The sequence below is a fragment of the Parvimonas sp. C2 genome, assembly GCF_035282405.1.
Taxonomy (GTDB): Bacteria; Bacillota; Clostridia; order Tissierellales; family Peptoniphilaceae; genus Parvimonas.
The window spans coordinates 180,662-201,883 of record NZ_JAYKBP010000001.1; the positions used below are offsets into that span (position 1 = coordinate 180,662).

The window sequence follows — 21,222 nt, forward strand, 5'->3', positions numbered from 1 at the left end:
ATTAAAATAAAAAAGGGAGATTTCTCTCCCGTTAATTACAAATTATTCTGCACTATATGGTAATAACGCAACTTGTCTAGCTTTTTTAATAGCTGCTGTAATTTCTCTTTGTTGTTTAGCAGTAGCACCAGTCACTCTTCTTGGTAAAATTTTACCTCTTTCACTAATAAATTTTTTTAGAGTGTTTACATCCTTATAATCAAGTGGTTTACTGTTATCTGAGAAATATGCAACAACTTTTTTTCTTGGTCTAAATTTTCTTTGCATATTTTTATCTCCTTTAATAATTAAAATGGAATTTCTTCATCTGATGCATCTTGAAAAGGTAAATCAAATCCATCATCCATTCCAGTATCAAATGAACCAAATCCTTGTGTTGCAGCAGGTTTTTGAGCTCTATCTCCCCAGTCAATAAACTGAACTCTTTCAGCCCAAACCTCTGTGACAAATCTTCTAGTCCCATCTTGAGCAGTGTAGCTTCCGGATTGAAGTCTTCCTTGAATTGCTACATTTCTACCTTTTTGCAAATATTTTTGACAATTTTCAGCTTGTTTACCCCAAACAACTATATTTATAAAATCAGCTGTTTGTTGACCTTTAGCTTCCAATTCTTGTTTCTTTTCTTTAGACATTCCCTTATCTACTGCAATGGTAAATCTGGCATAACTACTACCAGATGCTTGAGTATATCTTAATTCTGGATCCTTAATTAATCTTCCTATTAAAATTACACTATTCATAAAGTTCCTCCACTAAGCTTCTTGCTTAACAACCATGTATCTAATGATAGCATCAGATATTCTTGATCTTCTTTCTACTTCTGCAACTACTTCAACAGCTGCTTCAAAATTAACTATAATATAATATCCTTCTTTAATGTAGTTAATTTCATAAGCAAGTTTTCTATTTCCCCATTCGTTAATTTCAGTAATATTACCATTGGCTTCAATAGCTGCTTTAATCTTATCAAAAGCTTGATTTCTTACTTCATCTTCTAAATTTGGTTTAAAAATAAAAACTCCTTCATATTTTCTCATTAAATTCACCTCCTTATGGTCTCTGGCTCTTTTTATCGAGCAAGGATTTACCGGTACATTATATCATAAAAAAATATATATGTAAAGTTTTTTACATAATTTTATATTCTTCCAATATCTTTTCTATATTGTTTTGTTTCAAATGATATTTTTTCAATATTTCTATAAACTTTTTCTCTTATTTCATCATAACTAATACCAAGTGCTGTAACCGATAAAACTCTACCTCCATCAGTCAATAATTTACTTCCATTAACCTTAGTATTATTATGATAAACATAAATATCTTTGTCAACAGAATCTATTCCAAATATTTCTTTTCCCTTTTCATAATTTTTAGGATAACCTCTGGAAGTTAAAATAACTGTTAAACATTTTTCCTTTTTCCATTTTAAATCTTCTCTTTTTAAACTGCCATCTAGAGATTTTTCTATAGCTAAGAGTAAATCACTTTCCATTCTAGGTAAAATAACCTCTGTTTCTGGATCTCCAAATCTTACATTAAATTCTAAAACTTTAGCATCTTCAGAAATCATAAATCCAATAAAGAGTATCCCTGAGTATTCTAAATTTTCTTTTTTCAACCCATTTGAAATTTTTTCTAAAGTTTTTTCGATTTTTAATTTTAGTTCTTCATCAAACAATTCACTTGGCGAATAACAACCTACTCCACCTGTATTTTCACCTTCATCATTTTCAAAAATTCTCTTATAGTCCCTTGCACTTTCCATAGGAATTAAGTTTCCTTTAGATACAAAACAAAGTAAAGAAGCTTCCCTCCCTTTTAAAAATTCTTCAATAACAACTGTTGTCCCTTCTTTTCCAAAAATTTTATCCTCAAAAAGTTCTTTGAAATACTCTAAAACTTCTTCTTTAGTATTGCAAATTCTAACACCTTTCCCCGCACAAAGTCCATCAGCCTTTATAACAATTGGATATAAAAATTTTTCAATAGCTTTTTTACCTTCTTCAATTGATTTAATAGTTTTGTATTTTGCAGTTGGAACACCATATTTTTTCATAAATTCTTTTGCAAAGTCTTTACTGCCTTCAAGTCTTGCACTTTTTTTATCCGCACCAAAAATTTTTATACTACTCCCTTTAAACAAATCAACAATCCCTTCACAAAGTGGAGCTTCAGGTCCTACAACTACTAAATCAATATTATGATTTTTTGAAAACTCTAAGATTTCTTCGTTAGTATTTAATTCAACATTTTTAGCATATCTAAGAGTACCTGCATTTCCCTTTGAACAAAAGAGTTCAGTACATTTATTACTTTCAGATATTTTTTTGCAAATAGCGTCTTCTCTCCCACCATTACCAATAACCAAAACTTTCATAAATTCCTCCTAATGTCTAAAATGCCTTGTAGATGTAAATACCATTGCTATACCATATTCATCACATAATTTTATTACATTCTCGTCCTTTATAGATCCTCCTGGTTGAATTACTGCTTTAATTCCATTTTCTTTTAATAATTCAACGGTATCTTCAAAGAAAAATGCGTCTGATGCTAAAACTGCATCTTTGAGATTTTCTTTAGCTCTTTCTAAACCTTCTTCAACTGCCCAAGAGCGTCTAACTTCCCCTTGACCTATCCCAATAGTAGCATTATCTTTTACGATTACAATTCCATTTGAAGCAACTGTTTTACAAGCATTAAACCCAAAAATTAAATTTTTCAATTCCTCTTCAGTTGGCTTTCTCTTTGTAACGAATTTTAAATTTTCTTTAAGTAAAATATCATCATATTCTTGAACAACAATACCGTTTAAAACCTCTTTAACTGTAGTTTTCGGAAGTTTAAAATCTGAAATATTTCCAACTTCAATTAATCTAATATTTTTCTTTTGAGTTAGAATCTCAAGGGCTTCTTTAGAAAATTTATTTGCAATTACAATTTCTACAAAAAAACTATTTATCTTTTCAGCAATATATTTTGTTACTTCTCTATTTAAAGCGATAATTCCTCCAAAAATCGAAATTGAATCACAAGTATAAGCCTTATCATAAGCATCATCAATATTTTCTGAAATTGCAAGTCCACAAGGATTATTATGTTTAACCGCGACTACACATGGGTCATCAAATTCTTTTACAATTTTAATAGCTGAGTACATATCCGTTAAATTATTATACGACAATTCTTTTCCATGTAATTGTTTAAATTCTGTTTTTTCATCATCTTTAACATATACTTTTTCATAAAAACAAGCATTTTGATGAGGATTTTCTCCATATCTTAAATCATTAAATTTTTTATAAGTCATTGTGAGTTTTTCCGGAAAATCAATATTTAATAAATCATTGAAATAAGATGAAATCAAGGCATCATAATATGCAGTATAATTAAAAGCCTTAGTTGATAAATATAATCTAAATTCTTTATCCAATTTATCTTCCTTTAATCTTTCAATAATTTCAGAATAATCATTAGGATCAACAACAATAGATACATCATTATAGTTTTTAGCAGCCGCTCTAATCATTGAAGGTCCACCGATATCAATATTTTCAATTAAATCTTCATGTGTTTTATTTTTACTATTTAAAACTTTTTCAAAAGGATATAAATTGTTTACAACCATATCTATTGAAGAAATACCAAGTCTATCAACTGTTTCAATATGACTTTGGTCATTACGTTTATATAAAATTCCACCATGTATAAAAGGATGTAAAGTCTTGACACGACCATTTAGAATTTCCTTAAAATTGGTTACTTCATCAACTTCAATAACATCAAGTCCACTTTCCTTTAAAATTTTATAAGTTCCTCCGGTTGAAATAATTTCCCATCCTAATTTTACAAGTTCACTTGCAAACTCAACAATATTTTCTTTTTCAAAAACACTAATTAATGCTCTTTTTGACATCTTATTCCTCCACTATGAATGCTCTATTATCTTTAAAAACAATCTTATTATCACAAAATGCCTTTACTGTTTTTACCAATATTTTATGTTCTATTTCTAAAACTCTTTTAGCAACAGTTTCAAAGTCATCATTTACAAAAATCGGAACAATATCTTGTAAAATTATTGCTCCGGCATCTACATTTTCATCAACAAAATGTGTAGTAGCTCCGGTAAATTTGACACCTGATTTTATAACTGCTTTATGAACATTTTCTCCATAAAATCCATCTCCACAGAAAGAAGGAATTAAAGATGGATGAATATTAATAATTCTATTTGAATACTTTGAAACCAACTTTGAAGATAAAATATTCAAATATCCTGCAAGTACAATCAAATCAATATTTTTTCTATTCAGTTCTTCAAGTATTCCCTCGTCATATTCTTCATTGCTAAAAAAATTCTTTCTATTCAAATAAAATGTATCAATCTTTTCATTTTGTGCTCTTACTAGTCCATAAGCGTTTTTTCTGTTTGAAAAAACCAATTTAATTTGTCCATTAATTTTTTTCTCTTTTATTGCATCAATTATGGATTGTAAATTTGTTCCTCCACCAGAAATAAATACAGCTATATTTAACATAATTTACCGCCCCTCAAATTAATTATTTATTTTTCTTTCTAAAATGCTTCTTTGAATATCTGTTAAAGAATTTTTAAAATCTTCCTCATAATCATATAACCCCGCAGGATAATCTCCACTAAAACAGTCCATACATAAGCCGTTATATGGTTCATCAAACTTAAGACCTATAGAATCCACAAGTCCTTGTTCACTTAAATATCCTAATGAGTCAGCTCCAATTACATCCCTTATTTCTTCCAACGTCTTATTAGCAGCAATAAGTTCTCCAGAAGTAGAAATATCTATTCCATAAAAACTAGGAAAAGCAAGAGGTGGCGACGCAATTCTTACATGAACTTCTAAAGCTCCTGCATCTTTTAAAAGTTTTACAATTCTTTTACAAGTTGTCCCTCTAACTATAGAATCGTCAACCATAACAACTCTTTTCCCTTTAACAACTCCTTTTACTGCTGACAATTTCATTCTGACCCCTTGTTCTCTAAGCTCCTGAGCTGGTTGAATAAAGGTTCTAGCAATATATTGGTTTTTAATTAATCCCATTTCATATGGTAAACCACTTTCTTCAGCATAACCACTAGCTGCAGAAAGTGAAGAATTAGGAACTCCAACCACAATATCTGCATCAGTTGGGCATTCTATTGCAAGAGTTCTACCTGCATTTTTTCTTGCTGTATGAACATTCACACCAGCTATATTGGAATCAGGTCTAGCAAAATAAACATACTCCATTGCAGCAATAGAAATCCTATCAGGAGTAGTATAATTTTCAATTTTAAGACCATTTTTATCAATAATAGCCAATTGCCCAGCTTTTACATTGCAAACAAATTCAGCTCCTATATTGTCTATTGCACAAGTTTCACTTGCCATGACATAAGTTCCATTTTCTGTTTTACCAATAACAAGAGGTCTTAAAGAATTAGGGTCAACTGCACCATATAAAGTATCTTTTAATAAAACTAAATAAGTAAATCCTCCTTTAATTATATTTAAGCTTTCTTTTAACTTTTCTTTAAAAGTTTCTTTTGTACTCCTTCTGATTAAGTGAATTAATACTTCAGTATCTGATGAAGAATGAAAAATAGCTCCATTCTTTTCCAATTTTACTCTTAAACTTTTAGCGTTTACTAAATTTCCATTATGACAAATAGCAACACTCATATCATAAAAATCAAATAAAAATGGTTGAATATTTCTTACACTATTGTCTCCTACTGTTGCATATCTTACATGTCCTATTGCAGAATTTCCAATTAAACCATATAGAAGATTTTTATCTTTAAAAACTTCAGAAACTAATCCTAAATTTCTATAACTATATAAATTTTCTCCATCAGAACTAATAATTCCTGCTCCTTCTTGCCCTCTGTGTTGTAAACTATGAAGTCCAAAATATGTTAACTTTGAAGCATCCTTATGATTCCAAACACCAAAAACTCCACATTCTTCATTAATTCTACGCATCTGTCATTCTCCTTAAAACTTTTTAATAATAATCAATTATTTCCTCACTGTTTTTACATTGAAATTATTTTTCTATACTCAAATATAAAAGTTTAATATCATTTATTTCCCTTGAAATAATTTACACCATTTTCAAAAATACTTTGAATTCCTTTTATAGTTTTATTTTTATATAAACCTGTTCCATAACGCTCACTATGTCCCATTTTCCCCAAAACTAAACCATCTTTACTTATCATGCCTTCAATGGCATATAAAGAACCATTAGGATTAAATTTTCCATTGCAACTCGCGTTGCCATCAAAATCACAATATTGAAAAGCACATAAATCCTTAAATTTCTCAATATTCCTTCCAACAAGTTTCCCTTCACCATGACTGAACATAACTTCATGCAATTGTCCAATTTCAAAATTTTGAGTCCAGGGAGAATTTACATTTGCAACTCGAGTTATGGCACTTGTTGAAATATGATGATAACTATCATTTCTATACAATGTCAAATCATCTTCAGTTAAAGACTTTATTCTTCCATAAGGGATAAGTCCTGATTTAATTAACGCTTGAAATCCGTTACAAATACCTAAAATTAGTTTTTTGTCATCTAAATGTTTATGAATTGTATTTTTCACTTTTTCATTTTTCAAAACATTTACTATGAACTTTGCACTTCCATCAGGTTCATCTCCACTTGAAAATCCTCCTGGTATCATTATAATATGAGAATCTTTTATTCCATTTACAAAATCTTCAATTGATTTTTCAATGTCATCTTCTTTTTTATTTCTAAATATAACAATTTTTGTCGAAGCGCCCGCATCTATAAATGCTTTTTCTACGTCATATTCACAGTTAGTTCCTGAAAATACAGGAATTAAGACATTTACTTTTTCAACATATTCTTTATAATATCTTTTTTCAGTTTTGTCATTAGACAAATTTTCACAATTTGCACGATCTAAATTTTGATATAAAGGATAAATTTTATCTAATGTCTTCGTATAAGCATTATAAATTTCATCATATTCAAATTTAATTCCATTTATGGAAATTTTTTCACTGACCATTCCAATTTTTTCAAAAGGTAATTCATAATTAGATTCTACAATAATTGATGCAGGATCAAAATTTAAGATATTTTCCTTATTAACTGTGAAACCTAAACCATTTCCTACTGCCATTTTCACAAGAGAACTTACTACACTACCTTCTTCTTGAACATATGCAGATAAAATTTTCCCAGCTTTTATAAATTCATTTATCAGTTCATAATTTTTCAATGTTTCTTTAATTTCAGGATATTCTTTTGAATTTTTTACAACAGGAACATAATATAGATAGTCGCCAATTGTTTTTAATTCCGGAGAAATTACATTCTTAATTTTAACAGGAGTACATGCAAAAGATATCAAAGTTTCAACGACATTTAAGTCATTAAATGTTCCGGACATACTGTCTTTTCCACCGATACTTGGACATCCTATCTCATTTTGAGCATAGATAGTCCCAAGTAAACTTTGAGTAACTTTTCCCCATTTTTTACTATCTTTCCCAAGTTTTTCAAAATATTCTTGGAATGAAAAATATAAATTACTTTTATCTCCTCCAACAGCATAAACTTTAGCAACTGATTCTAAAACTGCATAAATAGCTGATAAGAACGGAGAGTAACGAGATATCTTTGGAATAAATCCGTAACTCAAAATTGTAGCTGTATCACTTGTTGAATGAATTGTAGGTAGTACCTGAATTCCCGCTTGAACAGGTGTTAATTGATTTTTACCTGAAAAAGGCATTAATACAGTTGTCGCACCAATTGATGCGTCAAACCTTTGAGCTATTCCTTTTTGACAAGTTACATTCAAAGAAGATAATTCATTTAATATATTTTCTTTAGAAATAACCTTATTTTCAAAAGGATTATCTCCACTATTGTCGCATAATACTGCTTTTGAATGTTGTCTTACTCCAGTTGTTGCCAAAAAGTCTGCACTTAAATCTATAACCTTATCACCATAATAATACATTTCAAGTCTTCTTCTATCAGTTATAGTTGCTACTTTAGAATATTCTATATTTTCTTTTTCACATTCTTTTATGAAAATTTCATAATCACTTGGCGAAATTACGACTGCCATACGTTCTTGTGACTCACTAGTTGCAATTTCTGTCGGATTTAACCCTTCATATTTCAATAAAACTTTATCCAAATGAATTTCAATTCCTTCAGATAATTCTCCAATCGCAACACAAACTCCACCCGCACCAAAATCATTACATTTCTTAATCAATTTTGTCACTTCAGGTTTTCTAAATAATCTTTGAATCTTTCTCTCTTCAATTGCATTTCCTTTTTGCACTTGACTTGATGCTGTTTCAAGAGAATCATTTGTATGAATTAAACTTGAACCGCTTGCACCTTGAATACCGTCTCTACCTGTTCTTCCTCCAATAAGGATTACAATATCATCTTTAACGGGAGTTTCTCTTTTAAAGTCTCCATATCTAACCGCTCCAACAACTGCTCCAACTTCCATATGTTTAGCGACATAAGAATCATCATAAATCTCCTTTACAAAAGTTGTTGCCAATCCAATTTGATTTCCATAAGATGAATAACCGCTTGTAGCTTTTGTAGAAATATCAACTTGAGGTAATTTATGCTCCAAAGTTTCTTCTCTGCTTTGTAAAATATTTCCGCAACCCGTTACTCTCATTGCTTGATAAACATAGCTTCTTCCTGACAACGGATCTCTAATAGCTCCTCCAACACAAGTACTTGCTCCACCAAAAGGTTCAATCTCTGTGGGATGATTATGTGTTTCGTTTTTAAATTGAATTAACCATTTTTCTGTTTTTCCGTTATTTTCAATATCAGTAAAGAATGAACAAGCATTAATTTCTTCACTAACTTCTATATTTTGATTATTTAATACTTTTTTATGATACTTACCGAATATACTTGCCATATCCATTAGAGTTATAGGCTTTGTAATATTTAATTCTTTTCTAATGTTTAAATAAGTATCAAAAGCACTTTGCATTTCTTTTTGGAAAAGATTAGATTTAATTTTAATATCGTCTAAAACAGTCTCAAAAGTTGTATGTCTGCAATGATCACTCCAATAACAGTCTAAAACATAAATTTCAGTTTCAGTAGGAGTTCTTTCTTCTTTTTTAAAATAATCTTGAATGAAAACCAAATCCTCAATATTCATCGCTAAAGACATTTCTTTTTTTAAGGCAACTAATTCATCTTCTGAAAAAGAAGAAAAGCCTGTTAAGTCTTTCATTTTTTTCATTTCTGAACTCATTGAAAAACTTAAAACATTCATATCTTTAACTCTTGATTCAATAGGATTAACCAAATATTTTTTTACTTTTTCCAATTCATCTTCATTTAAAACTCTATCAAAAATTATAAGTTTTCCGCTTCTTACAGTAATTTTTGAATTATTATCTAAAAGAGATACACATTGAACAGCACTATCAGCTCTTTGATCATATTGAGCAGGTAATGTTTCATAAGCAAAATATTTTCCATCTTGAAGTAATATATCTTCAACTACTTCATCAATCATTATTTCTGAAAAAACTGAATTTTTAGCTAATTCATAAGTTCTTTCACTGACATTGTAAATATCGTATATAATATAAATCTCTAAATCTTTTATTCCTAAATTATATTCTATATTTAAATTATCTTTAAGATCCAAAGATTCCTTATTACATCCATCCCTCTTCTTAATAAAAATTCTCTTATCCATAATTCCTCCAAAATTTACTAACATAAAATAACTTTAGAATTTCCTTCTACAACTTCTCCAACTTCGTAAATTTCCTCATTCATTTCTTTAAATAAACATTTTATTCCTTCTACATCTTCTTTTTCTACAAAAATTAACATTCCTATTCCCATATTAAAGGTTCCATACATTTCTTCTTTTGAAATTTCTCCCCATTTTTGAAGAAGTGAAAATATTTCCTTTTGAGGAATATTTTTTTCAAAAATTTTAGCATCAACATCATATCCTAAAACTCTTGGTACATTTTCATAAAGTCCACCACCAGTTATATGACAAAGCCCATTAACATTATATTTTTCTAACAATTTAACTATTGCTTTTGCATAAATTTTAGTTGGAGTCAAAAGTTCATCTCCTAGCTTTTTACCAGTTTCAATAGTATCATTTAATGAAAAATTTTTATAATCAAATATTATCTTTCTTACCAAAGAAAATCCATTACTATGAACCCCAGAAGATGGTAGTGCTAAAATAACATTGCCTTTTTTTACATTTTTCTTACCATCAATTATTTTATTTTTTTCAACAACTCCTACACAAAAACCAGCAATATCATAATCTTCCTCTTTGTATATTCCAGGCATCTCAGCAGTTTCTCCACCAATTAAAGCACTTCCTGCTTGAATACATCCTTCAGCAACACCCTCAACAATACTTGCCATTTTTTCTGCAACAAGTTTTCCAGTAGCAATATAATCCAAGAAAAACAGAGGTTTAGCTCCTTGACATAAGATATCATTAACACACATCGCAACACAATCTATTCCAACTGTATTGTGTACATCCATCATTTGAGCTAATTTTACTTTTGTTCCAACTCCATCAGTTCCAGAAACTAAAACGGGATTTTTTAAATCTTTTCTAAGTTCAAAAAGTCCTGAAAAACCACCCAAATCTGAAAGAACTCCTTCTGTGTAAGTATTTTTTATAAATTTTTTAATCAAATTTACTTCATTATACCCTTCGTGTTTATTTACTCCTGCTGATTCATATGTTAATGCCATTAGAATATCCTCCATTTATATATCTAAATCATTGTCCATTTTTTTTACTTGTTCTTTTATCTCAAGCTTATATTCCTTAAGTTTAACTTTTAATTCATCATATTTCAATGAAAGAATTTGTGCGGCTAAAATACCTGCATTTTCTGCTCCATCTATTGCTACTGTCGCTACAGGCACTCCCTTAGGCATTTGAACAGTAGAAAGTAGAGCATCTAATCCATCAAGTGTTGAAGCTTTAACAGGTACTCCAATAACAGGTACAGTTGATATCCCAGCTAAAACACCAGCTAAATGTGCAGCCTTACCCGCAAATGCAATAATTAGTTCAATATTATTTTCTTCCATTTTATTAACAAAATCTATTGCAAAATCCAAAGAACGATGAGCGGAGATAACTCTTGCATCGTATTCTATTCCAAATTTTTTTAAAATATCACAAGTTTTTTTAGCAATATCTTTATCAGAAATACTACCCATAATAACAGCTACTTTCATAATTACCTCCAATAATTTTATTAATATACAAAAAGCCGGAAATATTCTTCCGGCTATACTTATTTAACCAAAAAAGAATATAAATCAGTTGGTGCAATAATTTTGTCTCCATTATAGACCCTCATATTTCCACCAGATATTTCATCAATCAGTACAACTTCTCCATTAACTTTACCAAATTCCAATTTAATATCGTATAAAGTAAGTCCTTTCTCTTTTAAAATATCTCTAATAATAGTACAAATTTCTTTAGTAAGTGCTACTAAATCTTCATATTCCTTTTCAGTTAATATATTTAACATAACAAGTGCATCCTTAGTAATTAAAGGATCACACCTTTCATCATCTTTTAGTGTAATTTCGACATAAGTATCCAAATCATCATTAGGTTTAGCGTATAAACCATATCTTCTTATAAAACTACCTACAGCTTTAAATCTACAAATCACTTCCAACCCTTTACCAAAAACTTCACAAGGCTTTACAGTCATTGTATTCTCGTTTAAATCACAATCTATATAATGAGTTCTAATTCCCTTTTCCTTTAAAATTTCAAAGAAAAATTTAGTAATCTTTAAACCTTCATGCCCTACACCCTCTATTGATAAGCCAACAGAATTAGCTCCAGGATCAAAAACCCCGTTTTCACCTGTAACATCATCCTTAAACTTCAACATATAATTTCCATCTTCGCTCTTGTAAATATCTTTTGTCTTTCCAGTGTAAATTTTTTCCATAAAATACCTCCTAAAATTAAACATAAGAAATAAATAAGCCCAGCAAAGTAGGCTTCAAGCGAAACCTACCTCCTGGGCTTTTCTCCCTTAGGTGTAATACTTAAAAAGTATTCGTATCGCTCGGACCAGCAAATAAATTCGGAACCCTAGATACTCTTTCTCTCATAGATTTTATTTCATTTAAGTTATCATAATTAACTTACAACTAAATGATAGCAAGAAAAATATATTTTGTCAATATGATTTTTAAAAAAATTTTTTCAAAAACTGTTCTACATAATTTATTATTTACAATACTTTAAATAAAATATACTTTCTTGAAATTCAGATAAAATTAGTTTAAATCCACATTCTTTTGCATAATTTTTTATCATATCAATTGTTTGGATGTCATTCCTTACTATTCCATAAGTTGTATGAACTTCGTTATTTTCAAAACAAATATCTAGTTCAACTAAAAATGGTTTGGGATAAATGTTTTCTATCTCTGCATCCCATATACATAAAATACCACCTTTTTTTAATACACGAAACGCTTCAAATATAGCTTTTTTCTTAGTATCTTCATTCATATACATCATTGAATAAAAAAATATTACAATATCAAATGAATTTTCTTTAAACTTTAAATCTGTAACATCCATCAAGACTTTCTTGCAAAAATCAGGAACCTCATCAAGTTCATCTTGTCTATTATCTATTGAAATAACATGATTGGTATATAAACATCCTATTATTCCTTCCCTTCCACCACCAATATCTAAAATATTACCACTTAATTCTTTTTTCAAATTAATTTTCATAGTATCCTCTAATGAAATTATACCATAAATAAAATTTTAATACATTATTTACTTTATAATTATCTTTATTTATGGTATTATTATTTATATATTTTTTAGAAAGGAGATAATATGTTTAAACTCTTAAGGAAGAAAAGTTTTCAAAATTTATTAATTTTTGATTTATTATATCAGTTAGCTTTTATAATAATTTTATTGCCATTTGCAAAAGAATTTTTTTCATTTATTTTAAGATTAACTAAATTTGGTTTTTTATATATAGAGAGTCCTGGGATTTTTGCAAAATCACCTACAAAAATATGGTCCATTATAGTAATTATTTTTTCGTTTTCTATTGTTAAATTATTAGAAGTTAGTAGTTTTATATTTACTGCAAATCAAATTAGACTCGACAAAGAAGTTTCAGTTTTAGAGATTTTTAATAATTCTTATAAGTTGATAAAATCTAAAATTAAAAAATTTCAAAACTATTTAATTCTGATATTAGTAGCTGTAAATATTCCAGTACCTACGTCAATTCACAACGGAATTAAAATACCTACTTTTATTACAGATCATATTTTCAACTCAAAAAATGGTGCTTTAATTTTTCTTCTTATAATTATTATAGCAATAATATTTTCAATATTTTTACTTTTTGTTTATCACATATTTTTTTTAGAAAATAAAAATTTTATAGAAAGTATAAAAATTAGTTTTAAAAGAATCAAAAAAAACATTTTTAAAAGTATTAAAGTACTAATTGTAATAGGAATAAAAAATTTACTTATACAAATTATAAAATTTGTATGTTTAATTTCTATAATACTAATATTTTATATGCAAACAAGTAATAAAACATTGAGTAATATTGGAATAATGGCTTATTTAAGTATTGCAACATTTTTAAAAATTTTTACAAATGTATTAGCTAATACTATTACTTTTTATGACTTATCAAAATTTTACTTTAAAACTTCAAACAATATAGAATTTAGTAGAATAGTTTATCCTACTAATAAAATCAGATTAAAAATGTCTCTTGTAATGATATTTTTAATTTTTGCCGGAATTTTTAGTAAATATAGAAACTCTAAAGAAGAAATTAAATTTTATCACACTTTTAGAAGTCTAAAACCGGATATTATGGCTCATAGAGGAAGCACGAAGAAATCAGCAGAAAACACATTAGAATCTATAAATGAAGCGATAGAAAATGGAGCTGAATTTGCTGAAATTGATGTAGTATTGACTAAGGATAATGTTGTTGTCTTGTCTCATGATCATAATTTAAAAAGGCTAACAGGAAAAAAAGTGAATATTGAAGATTTAAATTTTGAAGAATTAAAAAATTACAAAATTATCGATTCAAAAAATTCAAATGAATATGATTTTGTAGACTTAAAAACTGTTATTGAAAAAACAGCCGGAAAAATCAAACTAAATATAGAATTAAAACCATTTAAGAATAATGACAAAAAATTAGCTGAAGAAGTTGCTAAAATAGTTAAAGAGTTGCCTTATGATGTAATTGTTTCTTCGTTATCTCCTAAAGTACTAAAAGACTTTAAAGACATTGAACCTAATATATCAACAGGTCTAATATTAGCATTTAGTTATGGTAATTTTTATAATGTTAAATTTGTTGATTTTTTTTGCATAGAAAAAGACATAGTAACAAATGAAATGATAAGAAAAATTCAAAAAAATGGAAAAAGAGTATATATTTGGACTACAAATACTCATGACGATATTGTTAAGGCATACTCTAGTGGAGCAGATGGAATAATAACTGATGAAGTAACTCTTTCAAAAAAAATTCTAGAATTAGAAAAAAATAATTTTAATTTTGAACAATTAATAATTAATAAAATAATATCTTTAATTCCATAAAAAAAAACGTCAGTATATCAAACCTACGTTCAGACTGATGACAAAAGTGTCAATGAGCAATTGTTGACACTTTTTTAACGGAGAAAAAGAGAATAAGTAGTGTAATAATTAGACTATAGTCAAATAATTTAATAAAAACAAAAATGTACAAAAAAAGCACAGACAAAAATTATACTTTGTCCGTGCTCTGAACGTCAGTATATCAAACTGACGTTTTCTTTATATTATTCTAAATACTTAAAAAGAATTATTTTAAAGGAATTTTCTTAGTTAAGTCTTCAACTATTTTTAATGCCTTTACTTTACCTTCTTCTCCATTCTTTATTACTCCTGCAATTGCTTCAGCTATTAAGTCCATTTCTTCTTCTTTAAATCCTCTAGTAGTAATAGCAGGAGTTCCAAGTCTTATACCACTTGTAACAAATGGTGATCTAGGATCATTTGGAATTGTATTTTTATTACAAGTAATATGAACAGAATCTAATGCCTTTTCAAGTTCTTTACCACTCATATCATAATCTCTTAAGTCAACCAACATTAAGTGGTTATCTGTACCATTAGATACAAGCTTAATTCCTCTTTCCATTAGTCCTTTCGCCAATGCTTGTGCGTTCTTCAAAACTTGTTTTTGATATTCTTTAAATTCAGGTTCTAATGCTTGCTTGAAAGCGATAGCCTTTGCAGCTATTATGTGTAACAATGGTCCACCTTGTGATCCTGGAAATACTGCTCTATTAAAATTAAATTTTTCATTTGCAGCAGCACTTGCTAGAATAAGTCCACCTCTTGGACCTCTTAATGTCTTATGAGTTGTAGAAGTAACTACATCAGCATAAGGAATTGGTGATTCATGCAATCCTGTAGCAACAAGGCCCGCAATATGAGCCATATCAACCATTAAAACAGCTCCAACTTCATCACAAATTTCTCTAAATCTTTTAAAATCTATTTTTCTTGCATAAGCAGATGCACCTGCCAAAATTAATTTAGGCTTACATTCTCTTGCAATTCTTAGAACTTCATCATAATCTATAAATCCATTTTCATCCACTTCATAAGGAACCGGATTATATATACTACCTGAATAGTTGATAGGATTTCCGTGTGTTAAATGTCCTCCATGATTTAAGTTCATTCCCATATAAGTATCTCCAGGTTTTAAGATAGCAAAAAATGCCGCAAAATTAGCTTGAGAACCTGAATGAGGTTGAACGTTTGCATATTCACAACCATAAAGCTCTTTAACTCTTTCAATTGCTAGTCTCTCTGCTTCATCTACAACTTCACAACCACCATAATATCTTTTTCCAGGATATCCTTCTGCATATTTATTAGTTAATATACTACCTGCCGCTTCTAAAATCGCATCATTTACCCAATTTTCAGAAGCAATTAATTCAATGTGACTATTTTGTCTTTCTAACTCTTTGTCTAAGATTTCAGCTATAGCTGAATCAACTTTTTTTATATTGTCGTTTGAAAACATTTCTAATACCCCCTAACAAAGATATATTATCATATTTTGTTTTTTTAGTCAACACGTTTCCTAAAAAAATTAAAATATAACTTACAAACATTGAATTTATAATATTTTTTAATAAAAAAAGGTTTTGTAAGTTTATAATATTTAATTAATATTTACTTTTTGTTAAAAAAATGTTATAATATAAAAAAATATATAAAAAATACATTTTATACTTTAAATAATACATATATGGAGGTTTTTATGGACTTTAAACAATTAGAAACTTTTATAACTATTGTAAAAACTAAATCTTTTACAAAAACTGCAGATGTATTATATATTACTCAACCATCTGTAACAAATCATATACAAGCTCTTGAATCAGAGCTTAACACTTCTCTGTTTGTTAGAACAAGAAGAAGTGTTACTCTTACTCAAGCTGGAAGTATTGTATATAAACACGCTCTAAACATTTTAGCTTCTTATGATGAAATTATAAGAGATTTAGACATATATTCTCAAAATTTAAAAGGAACTTTAAATATCTGTGTTTCATCTGTCCCTAGAAAAATTATATTACCAAATTTAATTGAAAAATTTTCAAACTTATTCCCTGATATATCATTTAACATTAGTAATGATGATTCTAGAACAGTAATTGATAGTATTTTAGTAGGAGAAACCGACTTTGGTATTGTGGGATTAAAGATTTCTAATCCAAAGTTAATTTATACTCAAATCATGGATGACCATATTGTTTATGTAGTTAATAAAGATGCTTATCCTGACTTAAAGAACTATTCAGTTATAAGTATAGAAGATTTAAATACCGATAAAATTATATTAAGAGAAATCGGCTCAGGTACTAGACAAATTGTTGAGGACGAATTAAAACGAAATAATTCTTTAACCGTTATTTCCAATAGTGTCGCTACAATACATGATACTAACACTATTTTAGAACTTATAACTAAAGGTGTGGGAAGTGGATTTATATCTCAAAGAATGTTAAATATATCTCCTTTCAAAGATAAAGTAAAAATCTTAAATATAAAAAATCTTTATTTAAATAGAAAATTCTATTTTGTTTACAATAAAAATTTACAATTTTCTAATATAAATAAAATCTTCAAAGATTTTATGATGGATGAAATTAATGAATTAAAGAAAGAATTAGATATAAACTCTATATAAAGAAAAATCTCTACGAAAAACATAGAGATTTCAGACTGATGACAAAGGTGTCAATGAGAAAACATTGGCACTTTTTTTAGTAGAGAAAAGAGGAAAAAAGTAGTATAATAATGGTTCAGCAACTAAGGTTGGGGAGTAAAAGATCCTCAGCCTTAGTTGCTGAACCATTTTTTATATTAATTGATTTGTTTAATTTTCATAAACTCAGTATATGTCAATTCACTGCTGATAGAATTAGTCCATTGAAATGTTACTACTTCTCTTTTATTTTTCAAGCTAGTTGTAAAAATTGGTAATGTTCCTATTTCTTGGTTTTTTATTTCATACATAGAAATATCATTATCAGTTAAAATTACTATCAAACTTTCGTCGGGAGAAACAAAATAATCTATTACATTTTGAACTTTTTCTTTTACTTTTAACTTTGAAATTTTACTAGATTTATTAGAAAAAATATCAACATTTGGAATTAAATCCAAATCAATCTCACTAGAAACAAAATTGTCGTGAGAGTAATTACTTAGTATCCCTTTAAAAATCCAATTAAAATTATTTCTTTTTACACCAAAATTTTTCATATCATATGAATTAACATTCTCACTTGAATACCCAAGTTTTCTAATATTATTAAAATAGGCCTTTTCTCCTCTATCTCCTGCAATATCCTTAATTGACATTTTACTCTCATCAGAAAATTCTCCGATTTTATAAATTGAATAATTTTTCTTATTTGTTTCAGAATTATATGATTCAATACTAATATAGTTTTTACTTAAAAAATTTATTGTAGCATTTTGTACATTCAAAATAGATATACTTGAATTATTAATATAATCATTTGTTACGTAAATACTATCATTAATAGAATTCACTAAGAAAAATTTATTCTTATTATTAACAAAAAGTCCCTCTATTTTATTAATAGTTGGTTTTTCATCTCCATTTTTCCTAATTAAAAATGTTTCATAGTCAACATCTTTTGTCCCTACACTTTTTACACCTATTAAAAAAGAAATATCTTTTGAATTTTTGGAATTTTCACTAATATTTAATTTTTCAATCGAATCTTTGTCCACATCATCTGAAATTTTTTCATAAATATAGTACTTTTTATTATGAATAGTAGCAATTTTATTTTTATCCAAAACGATAAATTCCTTATAAAAATTTCTTTCATCCTTTATAGAAACGATTATAACTTCATCTGAATCAATACTAATCTTATCTGTTATAACTCCATTATATAATAAGTAGTTTTTAAAGTTTAGTTGTCTAAATTTAAACTTAGGATTAGATGTCCCTGTCTTTTCAAAATAAACAAATTTTTCATTTATATACAATTTGTCATCTGTACTTTTTGCTTCACTACCATCACTTAAAGAGGTTACAGATGTTAATTTCCAAGTTCCAGAAACTAACAATGAGTTTGGCTTTGGTTCTGAAATCATAGAATTTATGTCAGTATATCTAAAAAAATTACCTCTTAATACAAAAAATAGCAAAACTATCAAACCTATGAAACTTACAACAATACTACTAATTATTATTTTTTTATGCCTCATTTTGAATATCTCCTTTTTCAAGTGGCAATTCAACTCTAACTACAGTCCCTTTTTCCAGAACACTTCTAATTATCAAATTTCCATTATGTGCTTTAATAATTTCCTCACAAATAGATAATCCAAGACCCGTATGTGAATTACTATTAGATCCCTTATAAAATTTCCCAGTAACCAAAGAAATCTCTTCTTCGGAAATTCCACAACCATTATCTATGACTTCAACAACTGCACTGTTATCTTCAATCTTAATATCAGTTAAAACAACGCCACCTTCATCTGTGAATTTTAAAGCATTATCTAGAATATTTATAAAAACTTGTTTAATTCTATCTCTATCAGCCATTATCATAACACTTTTATTTTCATCGTAATTTAAAATCATATCTATATGTTTAGAACTAGATTTTGGCATTAATTGCTTATTAATAAAAATTCCAAGTTCATTTAAATCAAAAAGTTCTTTATTCATAATAAGTCTTCCGCTACTAAGCTCTGAAAAATCTAGTAGTTCAGTTACCATATTACCTAATCTATCACTTTCTTTTTCAATAATACTCAATCCATCTTCTAGGAGTTTATTATCTTTAGCTTCTGGTTGTAAAGTAAATGCCCAACCCTTAATAACAGTTAGAGGTGTTCTTAACTCGTGAGAAACACTAGAAATAAAATCCTTCTTTAACTGTTCTTTCTTCACTAAATTTTCACTCATTAAATTCATCGTGCTACCAAGCTTAGAAATTTCATAATCTCCAACCTCATCAGCTTTCTCATTTAACTGTCCATCAGCTAATTTTAAAGCAACATTAGTAAGCTTTTCTATAGGATTAACAATTTTCGTACTCATAAAAATACTTATACTCATTCCAATAATAATTACAAAAAAACCAAATAAGAAAAATACAAAATATCTCTGAGCAATCATACTATCAATATTCTCCATAGAGATAATAAATCTTGCTATTCCAACTTGTTCATTACCATTATTAAGTGGAATAGATACAGCTAATTCATTCTTATTTGAAACAGAATTTTTATATACATTAGAACCATTACTTCCATTTTTAGCAGAAATAACATCACTTGTAGATAAAATACTACCTACTTGATTTCCATTTACAGTATCAAGTAAGACTTTCCCTGAATTATTTAAAATCTGTACCTGAGCATTTACTTCACTGTAAAATTCTTCAATATCATCTAAAACAAGTTCTGACAAACTTGAATTGGCTAAATGAATTTCATAAAGTTTTGCACTATACTTCGCTTGACTTTGAATTATTCCAGTAACTCCTGAATAATAATAATTTTTTATTGTAAATATCAAGAATATCTCAAAGAAAATTACAATTAAAACTATTACCAAGAAAAACTGTGTCATAATTCTAGTTCTTAAAGATTTTTTTAATATAAAATCTTTTATGTTATTAAGATTTTCAACTAATTTTTTATATTTTAGTTTGAATTCCATCTATAACCAGTCCCCCAAACTGTTTCAATATATTTTGGTTTACTTGAATTATCTTCAATTTTTGCTCTAAGTCTTCTTATATTAACATCTACAATTTTTATATCCCCGTCAAACTCTTCTCCCCAAGTCATATTTAAAAGTTCATTCCTTGAAAAAGCTCTGCCAGGATTTGACATAAATATTGTAATAATAGTAAGCTCTGTTGGTGTAAGTTCAATTTCTTTTCCGTCTTTATAAAAGTTTTTAGAATACAAATCTAATTTAAAAGGATATATATTTATTAAATCACTATTGTTTTGAATTGAATCAAGACGTCTAATAAGTGATTTTATTCTTAAAATTAGCTCTACAGGATTAAAAGGTTTACTTAAATAATCATCAGTTCCGCTTTCAAGACCATTTATCCTATCTACATCTTGAGTTTTAGCTGTTAGCATTATTATCCCAATTTTAGGAAGTCTTTCTCTAAGAATCTTACAAACTTCGAAACCATCTATTCCAGGTAACATTACATCTAAAATAACAACTTGTGGATTATATTTTAAAGCCAGTTCAACTCCGATTTCTCCACTTTCCGCTTCTAAAACTTCAAAACCTTCTCTTTCAAGATTTATTTTTGTAAATAATCTGATATTTTCTTCATCTTCAACTAGTAATATTTTACTCATTATTTCCTCCTTAAAACTAAATAAATGAACTACTAATAGTATATATTAAATTACAATAAGTTTCAATAATAAACTTTATAATAAATATAAAAAATTGGGAAGTATTATACTCCCCAATTATCAATTAATTTTTCTTT

18 protein-coding genes are annotated in these 21,222 nt (G+C 27.8%); 2 read left to right on the forward strand and 16 right to left on the reverse strand.

Annotated features, from left to right (window positions below; all coding sequences use genetic code 11):
* Nucleotides 1-42: 42 nt before the first annotated feature.
* The 12 genes from rpsR to VJI95_RS00885 all read right to left on the reverse strand — a co-directional run bounded on the left by rpsR (nt 43) and on the right by VJI95_RS00885 (nt 12,856).
* Nucleotides 43-267 carry a 30S ribosomal protein S18 gene (rpsR, locus tag VJI95_RS00830; RefSeq protein ID WP_004833472.1) on the reverse strand — a complete coding sequence of 75 codons (225 nt, stop codon included), beginning with the start codon at nt 265-267 and terminating at the stop codon, nt 43-45.
* Between the two features lie 20 nt (nt 268-287).
* Nucleotides 288-740 (reverse strand): single-stranded DNA-binding protein, encoded by a 453-nt coding sequence (locus tag VJI95_RS00835; RefSeq protein ID WP_004833474.1) that lies wholly within the window; start codon nt 738-740, stop codon nt 288-290.
* Nucleotides 741-752: 12 nt separating this feature from the next.
* The gene (rpsF, locus tag VJI95_RS00840; protein WP_323999099.1) at nt 753-1,037 is read right to left on the reverse strand and encodes a 30S ribosomal protein S6; all 285 of its coding nucleotides are present in this window, start codon (nt 1,035-1,037) and stop codon (nt 753-755) included.
* Between the two features lie 101 nt (nt 1,038-1,138).
* A complete protein-coding gene (gene purD, locus VJI95_RS00845; protein WP_324009898.1) occupies nt 1,139-2,380 on the reverse strand; it encodes a phosphoribosylamine--glycine ligase in 1,242 nt (413 codons plus the stop codon).
* Nucleotides 2,381-2,389: 9 nt separating this feature from the next.
* Nucleotides 2,390-3,919, reverse strand: a complete 1,530-nt coding sequence (gene purH / locus VJI95_RS00850; RefSeq protein WP_324009899.1) for a bifunctional phosphoribosylaminoimidazolecarboxamide formyltransferase/IMP cyclohydrolase — start codon at nt 3,917-3,919, stop codon at nt 2,390-2,392.
* A gap of 1 nt (nt 3,920) precedes the next feature.
* The gene (gene purN, locus VJI95_RS00855) at nt 3,921-4,544 is read right to left on the reverse strand and encodes a phosphoribosylglycinamide formyltransferase (protein ID WP_324009901.1); all 624 of its coding nucleotides are present in this window, start codon (nt 4,542-4,544) and stop codon (nt 3,921-3,923) included.
* An 18-nt stretch (nt 4,545-4,562) separates the two neighbouring features.
* On the reverse strand, nt 4,563-6,011 hold the full coding sequence (purF, locus tag VJI95_RS00860; RefSeq protein ID WP_323999103.1) for an amidophosphoribosyltransferase: 1,449 nt from the start codon (nt 6,009-6,011) through the stop codon (nt 4,563-4,565).
* Between the two features lie 98 nt (nt 6,012-6,109).
* The gene (locus VJI95_RS00865) at nt 6,110-9,778 is read right to left on the reverse strand and encodes a phosphoribosylformylglycinamidine synthase (protein WP_324009902.1); all 3,669 of its coding nucleotides are present in this window, start codon (nt 9,776-9,778) and stop codon (nt 6,110-6,112) included.
* A gap of 17 nt (nt 9,779-9,795) precedes the next feature.
* Nucleotides 9,796-10,821 carry a phosphoribosylformylglycinamidine cyclo-ligase gene (gene purM, locus VJI95_RS00870; protein WP_323999106.1) on the reverse strand — a complete coding sequence of 342 codons (1,026 nt, stop codon included), beginning with the start codon at nt 10,819-10,821 and terminating at the stop codon, nt 9,796-9,798.
* Nucleotides 10,822-10,836: 15 nt separating this feature from the next.
* Nucleotides 10,837-11,316 carry a 5-(carboxyamino)imidazole ribonucleotide mutase gene (gene purE, locus VJI95_RS00875; protein ID WP_323999107.1) on the reverse strand — a complete coding sequence of 160 codons (480 nt, stop codon included), beginning with the start codon at nt 11,314-11,316 and terminating at the stop codon, nt 10,837-10,839.
* 59 nt (nt 11,317-11,375) lie between these two features.
* On the reverse strand, nt 11,376-12,053 hold the full coding sequence (locus VJI95_RS00880) for a phosphoribosylaminoimidazolesuccinocarboxamide synthase (protein ID WP_323999108.1): 678 nt from the start codon (nt 12,051-12,053) through the stop codon (nt 11,376-11,378).
* A 284-nt stretch (nt 12,054-12,337) separates the two neighbouring features.
* The gene (locus VJI95_RS00885) at nt 12,338-12,856 is read right to left on the reverse strand and encodes a class I SAM-dependent methyltransferase (protein ID WP_324009903.1); all 519 of its coding nucleotides are present in this window, start codon (nt 12,854-12,856) and stop codon (nt 12,338-12,340) included.
* 111 nt (nt 12,857-12,967) lie between these two features.
* On the opposite strand from VJI95_RS00885, the gene VJI95_RS00890 reads away from it, so the two are divergent.
* Nucleotides 12,968-14,728 (forward strand): glycerophosphodiester phosphodiesterase family protein, encoded by a 1,761-nt coding sequence (locus VJI95_RS00890; protein WP_323999110.1) that lies wholly within the window; start codon nt 12,968-12,970, stop codon nt 14,726-14,728.
* Between the two features lie 247 nt (nt 14,729-14,975).
* Here VJI95_RS00890 and glyA read toward each other — a convergent pair whose 3' ends face one another.
* Entirely contained in the window at nt 14,976-16,214 is a 1,239-nt protein-coding gene (gene glyA, locus VJI95_RS00895) for a serine hydroxymethyltransferase (protein ID WP_323999112.1), read from the reverse strand.
* Nucleotides 16,215-16,454: 240 nt separating this feature from the next.
* On the opposite strand from glyA, the gene VJI95_RS00900 reads away from it, so the two are divergent.
* Entirely contained in the window at nt 16,455-17,387 is a 933-nt protein-coding gene (locus tag VJI95_RS00900) for a selenium metabolism-associated LysR family transcriptional regulator (RefSeq protein WP_324000109.1), read from the forward strand.
* Nucleotides 17,388-17,563: 176 nt separating this feature from the next.
* On the opposite strand, the gene VJI95_RS00905 is transcribed toward VJI95_RS00900, so the two are convergent.
* From VJI95_RS00905 to VJI95_RS00915, 3 genes are read right to left on the reverse strand one after another with little or no spacing between them, the layout of a single operon-like run.
* The gene (locus VJI95_RS00905) at nt 17,564-18,949 is read right to left on the reverse strand and encodes a hypothetical protein (protein ID WP_324009904.1); all 1,386 of its coding nucleotides are present in this window, start codon (nt 18,947-18,949) and stop codon (nt 17,564-17,566) included.
* On the reverse strand, nt 18,939-20,417 hold the full coding sequence (locus VJI95_RS00910; protein ID WP_324000113.1) for a sensor histidine kinase: 1,479 nt from the start codon (nt 20,415-20,417) through the stop codon (nt 18,939-18,941). The genes VJI95_RS00905 and VJI95_RS00910 overlap by 11 nt, the downstream gene beginning before the upstream one ends.
* On the reverse strand, nt 20,402-21,085 hold the full coding sequence (locus VJI95_RS00915; RefSeq protein WP_324000114.1) for a response regulator transcription factor: 684 nt from the start codon (nt 21,083-21,085) through the stop codon (nt 20,402-20,404). Before VJI95_RS00915 ends, VJI95_RS00910 begins: the two co-directional genes overlap by 16 nt.
* Nucleotides 21,086-21,222: the final 137 nt, after the last annotated feature.